Raw genomic sequence first — 11663 nt, forward strand, 5'->3', positions numbered from 1 at the left:
GGTCCGCCGGGTCGAGCGGGTCGGAACGGATCTGGCGGGTCGGAGTGGATCGGGCGGGTCGGCCGCGTGAGGCGGGTCGGAGCGGATCGGGCGGTCGGAGCGGGTCGGCCGGAGCGTGTGCGGGTCAGGCGGAGCGTCTGCGGGTGGGGCAGGCGCCCCGGTTCTCGAGCTTGCGCGCGAACATCTCCCAGCTCTTGGCGCACTGCCTGGCGATCTGGGCGACGCTCTGCGCCTGGTGGGCGGGGACGGCGTCGGTGAGCCTGCTGAAGTCCTCGGGGGTCACCGCGCGGGCGATCAGCAGACGTAGCAGCGCGCGTCCGACCTCGCTGTAGCGCAGGGCCGGGTCCTTGCGCAGGTTCCGCAGCATCATCTCCGCCTCGCAGTCCAGCGGCGCCGCGCCCGCCTCGCCGTCGCCGCCCGGCGGGGCGGAAACCTCGCGCTGACGCCGCCCCGGCCGGCCCCTGGGCAGCGGATCCTCCCCGTTGCGTACGCGTTTGCGCACGTCGTGGGCAGTGGCCAGCGATACGCCCGCCAGCCTGGCGACCTCTCTGAGCGGAGTCTCCGGCCTCTCGGCGATCACCTGGGCGGCCCGCAGCCTGCCTTCGGAGGCGTCCAGCGGATACAGCCGCCGGTCGGCGCCGACCCGGCTGTTCGCCTGCGGAAGATCCGCGCTCGAACGGTCGCGCAGCCTGGCCACCGTCTTGGCCGCCAGTCCGGTGTAGGCGGCGATGGTGCGGTCGGACAGCGCGGCGTACGCGCACAGGATCCGGCCGGCGGCGGCCTTGCGCTCGGCGAGCGTCAGCGGCAGGCCGTGGGCCACGTTCTCCTGCACGGCCCGGACAAAGGCTTCCTCCTCATTTCCCTCGAAATAGAGCACCGCGATCTTATTGTCGCCACGGCGCCGGGCGGCTTTGAGCCGATGTATGCCGTCAATCACGCGCAACGTGGCACGATGCACCAGAATCGGCGGGAGTTCCGCCTCCGTTTCCACCAGCCTGTCGATATGCTCGGCGTCTTCCGCGGCTCGCGGGGAATCGCCGTACCAGAGCCGGCCGATATCGACCGGATGCGGGTCGGCGACCCGCGACGACACTTTTCTGGGCGGTGGCCCGGTTAACACCCTCGGCATTTGCTTACCGTTCATCACACCTGGCATGCGCACCCCCTGAGGAGTCGATCCCGTCCAAGATCGCAATTCTCCGTCAAAGCCGGTCGTGCTGAACCATAAACGATCACGGGCCGGTGTCAACCGGAGACTTCACCACCCGTCGGAAATGCCTGTCCGATATTAATGCGCGGCGCCTTTTCGGCGACGGCTCCGACGCGCACGGCGACGTCCGGTATCCCGCCCAGGCTCGGCGGCGTCCGGTATCCCACCCGGACGCGGCGATCAGGCCCGCCCCTCGCCGGGTTCGGCACACAGGCCCGCGAATCTTCCGTCATAGAAGATCAGCGGCTCGCGGGCGGGGCCCGCCGGACGTTCCGCCGACAGCAGCCGACCCACGAAAATCGTGTGGTCGCCGCCGTCGTAGCTGCGCCACAGCTCGCACTCGAAGCCGGCCACCGCCCCGTCGATGAGCGGAACCCCGGTCAGCGCCCCAGGACGGTGATCGACGCCGACGAACTGGGCCGCCCCCATCGGACGTGACAGGTCGGCGAAGTGCCGGGCCAGCGCCTCCTGCCCGGCGGCGAGCACGGATACGCCGAAGTGGCCGACGCCCAGCCTGGCGTGCATGATGGCGTGCCGGTCGACGCAGACCAGGACCAGGGGCGGCCGCAGCGAGACCGAGGTGAAGGAGCTGGCGGTCATTCCGTGCGGCGCACCGCCCCCGACGGTCATGACCGTCACGCCGGTGGCGAACGTGCCGAAGTTCCTGCGCAGCAGGCTCGTACCGGCCAGGCCACGGGACGGAACGACGAGGCTCACGCGCCCCACTCCCCCACCGCACCTGGGCCACGAACACGACCGGGACCACGACCGGGACCGAGACCGGGATCAGGATCGGAACCGACGCTGAGGCCGGGACCGACGCTGAGGCCGGGACCGTGACTGGGGTCGGGACCGTGACTGGGGTCGGGATCGAGACCGGGACCGAGGCCGAGGCCAGGGCCGGGGCCGGGGCTGGGACCGATGCTGGGGCTAGGGTCCAGGCCGGGACCGGGACCGGGGTCCAGACCTGGGCCGGGGGCCGCGTTCGTTGCGTGTGCACGGAAGCGGTTAGTCGCCAGCAGCTGTCGTCGGTGCGGCTCCTCGATGTCCTCCAGCCCGAGCCATTCCCCTGGCGCCAGGCACAGCACGCCGACCTCGCCCTGGTGCAGGTATCCGGCGGTCGAGGCGGTCGCGTACGAGACGACGCGGATCGGCGTCGCGCCAGCGGCGGGCGCGAGCTGCGTGGCGCAGGAGTTGAGCCCATCAGCCGCGCCCCGGAAGACGAGCAGGGTGTCGCCGTGCCTGGCGGGCGATTCGGGCTCGACCGGCAGGCCGTGCGCCACCACTCGGTCGCCCGGCCGCCACAAGGTCATGCCGGGACCGGTCCTGCGCATCACGCCGGACAGGCCGAAGCCGATGACGTGGAAGGGCCGGTCGTGCCGGGCGGCCGGCGGTGAGCTGCGCGCACGGGGCGACAGGAAGGCGAACGTGGGCACCGGCTTGAAAACAGCGCCCGGCACCGTGTTGTGGTTCACCGAGCCGGTCATCGCCGCGACCAGCGCCTCGTCCGGGGCGAGTTCGGGTAACGGCACCTCGTCCAGGTGCGGCGATTTGCGCGGGTCACAGTCGACGGTCTGCGGGACGGTGAACAGCTCCGCCTCGCCCCGGTGCACGGTGATCACCGGATATTGTGCGGGGAGCGCTAATTCGCCGATTCCTGAAAATTCTGCCGCGAGAATGGTCTCGCGGATGTCGGATGTCTCGTCCCCGGCCATCCCAGCACTCCCAAAAACGAATTCTTGGGTCGTTCGCGCAGGCTATCAAGGGCTTCGCGCGACCCGTCAAGCAGCGCAATCGCGGTGCGGCGCGAACAATCGGCGGGCCTGCGGGCGGCGTTAGTGTGTGTCGTCATGGCGGCATCCGAGCGTTCCGCGACCGGACCGGTCCTCCACCCATGGTCGGCGCGGAATTCCGTGCGTCAGGTACGCGTCGCGGGCGGCGCGGGCAGTTGGTTCTGGGACGGCGAAGGCCATCGATGGCTGGACCTGCACTCCCAGCTGGGCACCCAGCTTCTGGGGCACCAGCATCCGGCCGTGGTGGCGGCGGTCCGCGCGCAGGCCGAGCGCATGTGCGCGTCGGGGCCGTCCTGGGGCTGTGAGATCCGGGACGAGGCGGCGCGTCTGATCCTCGACACCCTGCCTGGGTCCTTCACATCGATCCTGTTCACCGGCGGCGGGGCCGACGCCGTCGAGCATGCGCTGCGAATGGCCCGCCTGGTCACCGGCCGGCCGACGGTCCTGGCCGCACACCGCTCCTACCCCGGCCCCACCGACGACTCCTACCACGGCGGTACCAACGACTCCTATCCCCACGTCACCAACGGCTCCAACCCCCACGCCCCCGATGGTTCCTACCACGACGCCGACGACGGCGCCGATGACGGCACGATGGGCGTCACCGGCAACCTGCGGCGCTGGACGGCCAGCGCGTCCGGCGCGTCCGGCACGTCCGGCGCGTCCGACGGGCGGACCGCGTGGTCCGGTGGAAGGGGCGTGTGGTCCAGTGGGCGGACCGTGTGGTCCGGCGGGCGGACCGTGCGCTTCTCCGGGCCGTACCTCTACCGCTCGAACTTCCGCGCCGCCTCCTCACGCGAGGAGTGCGAGCGGGCGCTGCACCACGTCCGCCGGCTGCTCGACCGCGAGGGTCCTCGCACCGTCGCGGCGATCGTCCTGGAGCCGGTGGTGGGCGGCAACGGCGTGCTCGTCCCGCCGGACGGCTATCTCGCCGGCGTCCGCGAGCTGTGCGACGAGCACGGGATCCTGCTCATCGCGGACGAGGCGACGACGGGCTTCGGCCGGTGCGGCGCCTGGACGGCGGGCGACCTGTGGGGGCTCAGGCCCGATCTGCTGACCTTCGCCGAGGGCGTGAGCTCGGGTTACGTGCCGGTGGGCGGGGTGGCGCTCACCGCGCCGGTCGCGCGGTTCTTCGGCGAGCGGGCGTATCCGGGCGGGATCACCTCTGCCGGTCACCCGCTGGCGTGTGCGTCCGCGGTGGCCGCGCTGCGGGTGCTGCGCGAGGACGGGCTGGTCGAGCGGGCCGCGCGGCTGGGCGGGAAGCTGGCGGGGCCGCTGCTGGCCGAGCTCGCCGCGGGCAACCGGCTGGTGGGCGAGGTCCGCGGGGTCGGGCTGGCCTGGGCGATCGAGTTGGTGCGCGACCGTGACACGCGCGAGCCGCTGGCGCCGCTGGCGCCGTACGCGGCACCGGGGTCGCTCGCGCCTGTGATGGCCGAGGTGCTGGCGGCGTGCCAGGACGAAGGGGTGTGGCCGCTGGCCGTCGCCAACCGGATCCATCTGCTTCCGCCGCTGGTGATCACGGAGGGTGAGCTGGAGGAGGGGATTGTGGCGGTGGGACGGGCGCTGACCCGCATCGCCGCCCGCCTGCCGTCGTGACACAACCGCCCACCTGCCGTCGTAACGGGCCACCCGCCTGACGTCGTGACGGAACCGCCCACCTGCCGTCGTAACGGGCCACCCGCCTGTCGCCGTGGCGGGGCCGCGCCTGTCGCCGTGGCGGACGGCTGCGTGCCTGACCTTCTGAGCGAGCCGCGCGCCTGCCGTCCTGAGTGAGCCCGCGCCTGCTGTCCTGAGGGACCGCGCCGGACGGACCCGCGTGCCTCGGGCGCGCTGTCATCGGCGCTCATTGGCGCCGTCCGGGAACGGCCCGGCCTTTGTGAATCGGCCATTCTCCCGCGTTCGGGCTGGCGGACCGAGCCCGGCGGGCGGCGACGGCTTGGGTGTGGGCGGGTGGCTCACCAGACGGGCGACCCATCAGGCGGGCGGCCCATCAGGCGGGCGGCTCACCACACGGCCGACCCATCAGGCGGGCGGCTCGCCACACGGGTGGCCCATCACGCGGGTGGCCCATCACGCGGGCGACCCATCAGGCGGGTGGCTCACCACGCGGGTGGTTTGCCGCGCGGCCGCGCTCCGACTGTGGCAGTCCGTGCTCGCGTGCCCACCGCCGGAGCTCCGCACCGGAATCAGGCTCGTCGGACAGCCCCGATTCCCCGGCGACCCCGATCCCGGCTCCCGCCTCCACCCCGGGCCCGAGTCGGGCGACCGCCACCGCCCCGACCTCCAGCGGCCACACCGTCACCAGGTAGAACTCGAACGGCACCTTGGGTACGGCGGTCGGGGCGATGTCCCGGCCGTGGGCTTGCACCCGCATGCCGTACCTGCCGGGCCCGTGTGGCGTCAGCGCGGGCAGTGTCTCCGGAACGTCCCCCATCAGGCCGCCCAGGCGCATCTCGCCGGTGAACGAGACGAGTTCCACCTCCTCCACCGCGTCCCAGCCGGCCGCGTCGGCGGGCGGCGGGGCCGGGACGAGCCGCACCGTCACGTCGACCGCGCCGGAGTGCACGCCGGTGAGGATCACCGCGCCGCCCGGCATCGAGGCGGTCAGCCCGTTGGGGACGCTGGTGGGATGGTCGTACCCGGGTCGACGACCAGCAGTTGGTGATGACTGACGTGAACGTGGGCCCGGGCGGTGACGGTGGATCCGGGGGAATCGGCCATGCCGCGAGAGTAAGCGATCCGATCACGGCGAACCGGTCATGGCGATCCGATCACGGCGAACCGGTCATGGCGATCCGATCATGGCAATCCGGTCATGGCGAACCGGCGATCGGGGACACCTCGGTCACCCGAGCGGGTGCGACACCCACACGTTCGGCTCGACGTACACGGCGTGATCGTGCTCCACGTCGCACCGCACCGGACGCAGCGCGCCCGGCACCTCCACGTCCCCGGTGCGGTCGAAGGGCAGGCCGGTCCAGCCGCGCCACTCCGCCAGGGTTCCCGCGACCGTCATCGAGCGGGGCGCCACCTTCACGATCCGGCCGCCGGCCCGTACGTGCACCCGCAGCCACGGGTCCTCCGGCAGGCCGTCGGGCCGGGTGCGGAAGGCGTACTCGGACATGGGGGTGCGCGGTTCGAGGTGTTTGGCGCTCGGGCGTACCGGTGCGACGAGTTCGGCGAAGCCCAGCTTGGCGGCGTGCTCGCGCATGGCGGACAGCATGAGCGGCGACAGGCCGGTGCCGAGGAGGTCGCGGCGCACGGTGATCTCCAGCGCGGAGACGCGGTCGGGCTCGTGCCCGCGCTCGCGGGTGAGCCAGCCGGCCTTGACGACGCCGTCCCAGCCGTTGAGCGGCAGCGGGTCCTTGTCCGTCCGGTACGGCACCATGAAGCCCCGCGCCACCAGCCGCCCCGGCTCCCGGTCGTCGTCGGCCACCAGCACGTGGTCGGCGTAGGCGGTGGTCACGGCCCCGTAGTAGAGGTCGGAGATCGGGTCCTCCAGCATGAACGGCGCCCAGGTGTTGTCCATCCGCCACAGCGCCGCCCCGAGCTCGGGGCGTTCGGCGAGTGAAGTGATCCTCAGGGCCACGGGAGCCGCCTCTCGTACGTACGTTCGTCCGCGGCGACGATACCGAGTGCGGGCCCCGGCCCGGTCACCGGCCTGGCCAGACCCCGGAAGGTAGGCGAAAATCGGGGCCTCGCGGGCCTGCCAGGCGCAGGCGAGACCTTTGGGAGGTCGTGGTGTCCGCTTCCGTGCTGTACATGTCGATGTCGCTCGACGGGTACATCGCCGGCCCGAACGACGAACCCGGCAACCCGGGCGGCGACGGCTTCGCCCGGCTGCACGCGTGGGGCCTCGCCCCGGACGGCCGGTACGTCTCCTCCGGGCCGTCCGCCGGGCTGATCGACGAGCTGAACGCGACGGGCGCGGTCCTCGTCGGACGGCGGACCGCCGAGCAGGTCGACCACTGGGGCGGCGACCACCACGGCAGGGGCGTGCGGATCTTCGTGCCGAGCCACCGGCCGCCCGGGCCGTCGGTGGAGAACTATCCACTGGTGACGTACGTGACCGACGGGATCGAGAGCGCGATGGCGCAGGCGAAGGCCGCCGCCGGCGAGCGTGACGTGCTGGTGCACGGCGCGTACACCGCGCAGCGGGCGATCGAGGCCGGGGTGCTGGACGAGGTGCAGATCCACCAGGTCCCGGTGCTGCTCGGCGGCGGCCGGCGGCTGTTCGACGGGTTGTCGTCACTGGTGGAGCTGGAGATCGTCCGGGTGGTCGACACGCCGCAGGTCACGCACATCCGCTACCGGATCCGGACTTGACGATCTCGGTGCCGCTTTCTACGCTCCCGAAAATGGTAATGATTATCAAGTCGGGCAAGGCGAGGTTCGGCATGGCGGCCGCGGTCGTGGTGGCCGCGCTGCTCCTGGCGAGCTGCGGCGGCGCGGCGCCCGCGAGCCGGGACGCCGACGCACTCACGCTGGCCGCGCCGCGCGACCTGGTCGCGGGCCCGCAGGACCCCTACTACGTGCACCAGACGTTACGCGTGTGGGAGCCCCTGGTGGACGTGGACGACCGGCTGCGTCCCGTGCCCGCGCTCGCCGCCTCCTGGACGTCCGCCGACCAGGGCAGACGCTGGACGTTCAGGCTGCGTCCCGGCGTGACGTTCAGCGACGGCACGCCGCTGACCGCCGAGTCGGTGGTCGCCAACGTGCGGCGGTTCCTGCGGCTGGCGCCCCGCCCTTCGGCGTTCTTCAGCCTCGACGCGGGCATGGCCGCGGCCTACGGCGAACTCGACGACGTCCGCGCCGAACGCGACCAGGTGGTGTTCCTGCTGCGGCGGCCGGTGGCGGACCTGCCGAGCCGGCTGGCCGGCTTCTACAGCATGGTGCAGTCGCCGGCCGCGTTCGCCGCGTCGGGCGACTTCGCCGGGCCGCCGGTGGGCACCGGCCCCTACACGCTGGCGGAGTGGGCCAAGGGGCAGCGGGCGGTGCTGGCCGCGAACCCGCGTTACCGTGGTCCCGCGCCGGCGTACCGGAAGATCGTGGTCAAGGTGATCCCCGACGCCAACGCCCGGGTGGCGGCGCTGCGCGCCGGCGAGGTGGACGGGCTGATCGACAAGGGCGCGCTGCTGCCCGGCCAGGTCGCCGCGGTCGCCGCCGACCGCGGGTTCCGGGTGGTGCGCGGCCCGTCGGTGCTGACCCACTACCTGACGTTCAACGCCGCCCGCGCGCCGTTCTCCGACGCCAGGCTGCGCGAGGCCGCCGACCTGGCGATCGACCGGCGGGCGGTGGCGGCCACGCTGCTCGCCGGGACGGCCAGGCCGGGCGCGGCGTTCCTGTCACCGGTGTTCGGCGACCTCGCCGCCCCCGGCATCGCCGCGCCGCACGACCCGGCCAGGGCTCGCGCGCTGGTCGCCGCGGCCGGCCGGCCCGCCGCGCCGGTGACCGTCCTGATCTCCTCGGCGGAGACCGGCCAGTTCCCGTACGCCGACATCGCCGAGGTGCTGCGGGCCGCGCTGGAGCAGGCCGGGCTGCCGACCAGGGTGAGCGTGGCCGAGGCCACCAAGTCGGTGATGGAGTCCGGCGACTACGACCTGTTCCTCAGCGCGTACAGCGTGCCGAACGGCGACCCCGACTACCTGTTCCGCCGCTTCCTGCGCTCGGACGCGGCCTGGAACGTCGAGCGGCGGCTCGGCTACCGCAGCGCCGAGTTCGACGACCTGGTCGACCGGGCCGCGGCGCAGACCGACCCGGCCGCCCGCCGCGAGTTGTATCACCGGGTGCAGCGGCTGCTGGCCGCCGACCGGCCGATGATCCCGCTGGCGTACCAGGACAACGCGGTCGTGACGAGCAGCCGGGTCGGCGGGGTCACGCAGAACGTGGCGTACGTGGTCGACCTGGGCAAGCTGGCGCCGGCGAAGTGACGGCACTCCTCCTGCGGCGGGCCGCCGAGCTGCTGCTCGCCCTGCTGACCTTGTCCGTCCTGGTGTTCCTGCTGACCTCGCTGGCACCCGGAGACCCGGCCGAGGAGATCCTGCGCCGCGGCGGGGTGCAGCCGACGGCGGCCGGCGTCGCGCTGCTGCGCGCCGAGCTCGGACTCGACCAGCCGTTGTTCACCCGGTACCTGCGCTGGCTGCTCGGCGTGCTCTCCGGCGACCTGGGACGCTCCTACGTCGACCGGTCGCCGGTGGCCGCCGAGCTGCTGGCCCGGGTGCCGGCGACGCTGCGGCTGGCCGGGGCGGCGGCGCTGGTCGCGGCCGTGCTCGCGGTGCCCGCCGCGATCTGGGCCGTGGTCAGGCCGGGCGGGCTCGGCGGCCGGGCCATCGCGTTCGTGACGGTGGCGGTCACCGGCGTGCCGCCGTACATCGTGGGGATCCTGCTGATCAGCGTGGTGGCGGTCGGCCTGCGCGCGCTGCCCACGGGCGGCGCGGACGGGCCGGCGTCCGTGGTGCTGCCCGCGCTGACGCTCGGCCTGGCCGGCGCCGCGACGCTGCTGCGGCTGCTGCGCGCCGACCTGGCCGAGGCGGCGCGGCAGCCGTTCGTCCGGCTCGCCGCCGCCAAGGGGCTGCGCCGGCGGCGCGCGGTGGCGGTGCACGCGCTGCGCGTCGCCGCGCCGAACGCCGTCACGGCGGCGGGCACGATGCTGGCGGAGCTGCTGGCCGGGGCGGTGGTGGTGGAGACGCTGTTCGCCTGGCCGGGGCTGGGGCAGCTCGCGGTGAGCGCGATCAGGCAGCGCGATCTGCCCGTGGTGCAGGGGTACGTGGTGGTGGTCGCGGTCGCGACCGTGCTGCTCCTGGCACTCACCGAGCTGCTGCTGACGGCCTGCGACCCGCGCGCCCGCCGCCCATGAGACGCCGTGGCGGTGGCGCGGCGTCCACGAGGCCGCGCGGTCGTGGCGGGGTCGTGGCGTTCGCCGGGGTGGTGCTGTTCTGCCTGCTCACGCCGGTGTTGTCCGGGCATGACCCGTATCAGCCTGACCTGGAGCGCGTGCTGCTGCCTCCCAACCCCGGCCACTGGCTGGGCACCGACCAGCTCGGGCGCGACCTGCTGACCAGGACGGCCGCGGCCGGGCGGACGTCCCTGCTGGTCGCGTTCGCCGTCACGGCCGTCACGACGGCGGTGGGCGCGGTGTCCGGCGCGGTGGCCGGGCTGGCCGGCGGGCTGACCGACCGGCTGCTGCGCGCGGCGGCCACCGTCGCGCTCGCACTCCCCGGACTCACGCTGGCGCTCGCGCTGGCCGGGGTGCTCTCGCCCGGGTACGTCACCGTGCTGGTCGCCCTCGCGCCACTCGGCTGGGTGAACTGCGGCCTGGTCGCGCGTACGACGACACGACGAGTGGCCTCGTCCGGGTACGTGCTGGCCGCGCGGGCCATCGGCGCGTCGCCCGGCTACCTGCTGCGCCGGACCATCGCCCCGCACCTGGCCAGTCCGGTCTCGACCGTCGCCACCGCGGACTTCGCCAGGACGCTGATCGCGGTCACCTCGCTCAGCTTCCTCGGCATCGGCCTGCCGCCGCCGGAGACCGACTGGGGCGGCATGGTGAGCGAGGCCACCCCGCTGCTGGTGGCGGCGCCGCGCCTGGCGGTAGTGCCCGCGCTGGCACTCGCCGTGACAGGGCTGACGGTCGCGCTCATCGCGGACGCCCGCCGCGACCTCCACCCCACCTGACCCCGGGCCCGTCCGTGCCGTGACGTTGCCGGGGGTGCGATCGGGCGTGGTCAGCCGCCGGTCGCCACGAAGAGCGCCCAGGCGACGTACCCGACGTTCACCACCACGGCGGCGAACGCGGCCGGACGCCGCCTGAGCAGGGACGGCGACCCGGCCCTCGCGGTATGCAGGATGTCGAGCCAGGTCACCACGTACCCGCTGATGAGCGCGGCGGCCGCCCACCCACCGGTGGCCCGGGTCGCCGGGAACAGGATCAGCCCGCCGATGACGATCTCGGCCGCGCCCGACACCGCGACCAGCAGACCCGGCCCGGGCAGCCAGGACGGCACCAGGGTGCGGAAATACCCGGGCAGCGCGAAGTGCGCGATGCCCACGACGACCAGGAAGACGGCGAGCGCGACGGCCCCGATAGCGTGCATGGCGTGATGGTCTCCCCGCCGCGCGTGTGGCGGCTTGAACGAAACGATCGCCGGCTGCTGTTCGCCGCCGGCGGGGACGGCTCGTCCTGCTCGGTCGTGGCGTTCGGCGAGACGGACGGGGCCGCCGTCGGCCCGCACCGGCATCCGGCCTGGAAGATCGTCCTTCCGCTGGGCGGGGAGTACGCCGAGGTGCGTTTGGTCGGCGGACACCGGCCGGCCCACGTCGCGGCCCCGGCGCTCGTCGTCCCGCCGCAACTGCCGCACACCAGCGCGGTCACGGGCGGGTACGTCGCGCTGTTCATCGACCCGTGGGCCCTCCCCGCACATCCCGGCCCGCTCCCGCTCGACCTGTCGGGCCGGCCCGTGCCGCCCGGCCTGCTCCCGCTCGGTCGCGCGGCCAAGCGCCGCCTGCTGGACGCGCTCGGCCTGACGAGCGACCTGGACGCCGCGCCCGGAGTGGGCGACGTGCCCGATCTGAACGCGGCGCTGCGCGAGCTGCACGCGCTGGTCGGCCACGGCCGGCGCCTCGATCCCCGGCTGGCCCACGCCCTGCACCTGCTCGACGCC

12 protein-coding genes are annotated in these 11663 nt (G+C 73.7%); 6 read left to right on the top strand and 6 right to left on the bottom strand.

The window, feature by feature from the left end; all coding sequences use genetic code 11:
• Positions 1 to 124: 124 nt before the first annotated feature.
• From HII36_RS49175 to HII36_RS49185, 3 genes are all read right to left on the bottom strand, one after another.
• Positions 125 to 877 (bottom strand): streptomycin biosynthesis protein, encoded by a 753-nt coding sequence (locus tag HII36_RS49175; protein ID WP_236004847.1) that lies wholly within the window; start codon positions 875 to 877, stop codon positions 125 to 127.
• A 513-nt stretch (positions 878 to 1390) separates the two neighbouring features.
• The gene (locus tag HII36_RS49180) at positions 1391 to 1927 is read right to left on the bottom strand and encodes a flavin reductase family protein (RefSeq protein ID WP_328808241.1); all 537 of its coding nucleotides are present in this window, start codon (positions 1925 to 1927) and stop codon (positions 1391 to 1393) included.
• Positions 1924 to 2832 (bottom strand): MDR/zinc-dependent alcohol dehydrogenase-like family protein, encoded by a 909-nt coding sequence (locus tag HII36_RS49185; protein WP_173530301.1) that lies wholly within the window; start codon positions 2830 to 2832, stop codon positions 1924 to 1926. Before HII36_RS49185 ends, HII36_RS49180 begins: the two co-directional genes overlap by 4 nt.
• 291 nt (positions 2833 to 3123) lie before the next feature.
• Here HII36_RS49185 and HII36_RS49190 point away from each other — a divergent pair, with 291 nt between their 5' ends.
• Positions 3124 to 4599 carry an aminotransferase class III-fold pyridoxal phosphate-dependent enzyme gene (locus tag HII36_RS49190; RefSeq protein WP_173530302.1) on the top strand — a complete coding sequence of 492 codons (1476 nt, stop codon included), beginning with the start codon at positions 3124 to 3126 and terminating at the stop codon, positions 4597 to 4599.
• Positions 4600 to 5089: 490 nt separating this feature from the next.
• Here the strand turns inward: HII36_RS49190 and HII36_RS49195 are convergent, their stop codons facing one another.
• Complete coding sequence (locus HII36_RS49195) at positions 5090 to 5599, bottom strand: hypothetical protein (RefSeq protein ID WP_173530303.1); 510 nt, start codon at positions 5597 to 5599, stop codon at positions 5090 to 5092.
• 249 nt (positions 5600 to 5848) lie between these two features.
• The gene (locus HII36_RS49200) at positions 5849 to 6592 is read right to left on the bottom strand and encodes an N-acetyltransferase (protein ID WP_173530304.1); all 744 of its coding nucleotides are present in this window, start codon (positions 6590 to 6592) and stop codon (positions 5849 to 5851) included.
• 152 nt (positions 6593 to 6744) lie between these two features.
• On the opposite strand from HII36_RS49200, the gene HII36_RS49205 reads away from it, so the two are divergent.
• From HII36_RS49205 to HII36_RS49220, 4 genes are read left to right on the top strand one after another with little or no spacing between them, the layout of a single operon-like run.
• Positions 6745 to 7329: a dihydrofolate reductase family protein gene (locus HII36_RS49205; protein ID WP_217370927.1), complete on the top strand. Its 585-nt coding sequence runs from the start codon at positions 6745 to 6747 to the stop codon at positions 7327 to 7329.
• Between the two features lie 32 nt (positions 7330 to 7361).
• The gene (locus tag HII36_RS49210) at positions 7362 to 8933 is read left to right on the top strand and encodes an ABC transporter substrate-binding protein (protein WP_173530305.1); all 1572 of its coding nucleotides are present in this window, start codon (positions 7362 to 7364) and stop codon (positions 8931 to 8933) included.
• On the top strand, positions 8930 to 9859 hold the full coding sequence (locus HII36_RS49215) for an ABC transporter permease (protein WP_173530306.1): 930 nt from the start codon (positions 8930 to 8932) through the stop codon (positions 9857 to 9859). The genes HII36_RS49210 and HII36_RS49215 overlap by 4 nt, the downstream gene beginning before the upstream one ends.
• A 53-nt stretch (positions 9860 to 9912) precedes the next feature.
• Entirely contained in the window at positions 9913 to 10677 is a 765-nt protein-coding gene (locus HII36_RS49220; protein WP_173530307.1) for an ABC transporter permease, read from the top strand.
• A gap of 50 nt (positions 10678 to 10727) precedes the next feature.
• On the opposite strand, the gene HII36_RS49225 is transcribed toward HII36_RS49220, so the two are convergent.
• Positions 10728 to 11096 carry a DoxX family protein gene (locus tag HII36_RS49225; RefSeq protein WP_173530308.1) on the bottom strand — a complete coding sequence of 123 codons (369 nt, stop codon included), beginning with the start codon at positions 11094 to 11096 and terminating at the stop codon, positions 10728 to 10730.
• A 3-nt stretch (positions 11097 to 11099) separates the two neighbouring features.
• Between HII36_RS49225 and HII36_RS49230 the strand changes: the two genes are divergently transcribed.
• The coding region (locus tag HII36_RS49230) for a hypothetical protein (protein WP_173530309.1) at positions 11100 to 11663 on the top strand (564 nt) is incomplete at its 3' end.

This window comes from Nonomuraea antri (assembly GCF_013283785.1).
Lineage (GTDB): Bacteria > Actinomycetota > Actinomycetes > Streptosporangiales > Streptosporangiaceae > Nonomuraea > Nonomuraea antri.

What these genes read in the sequence shown, in the direction of transcription:
- HII36_RS49195 (WP_173530303.1), bottom strand. Translation starts at nt 5,599, where the DNA reads ATGCCGGGCGGCGCGGTGATCCTCACCGGCGTGCACTCCGGCGCGGTC.
- HII36_RS49210 (WP_173530305.1), top strand. Translation starts at nt 7,362, where the DNA reads ATGGTAATGATTATCAAGTCGGGCAAGGCGAGGTTCGGCATGGCGGCC.
- HII36_RS49225 (WP_173530308.1), bottom strand. Translation starts at nt 11,096, where the DNA reads ATGCACGCTATCGGGGCCGTCGCGCTCGCCGTCTTCCTGGTCGTCGTG.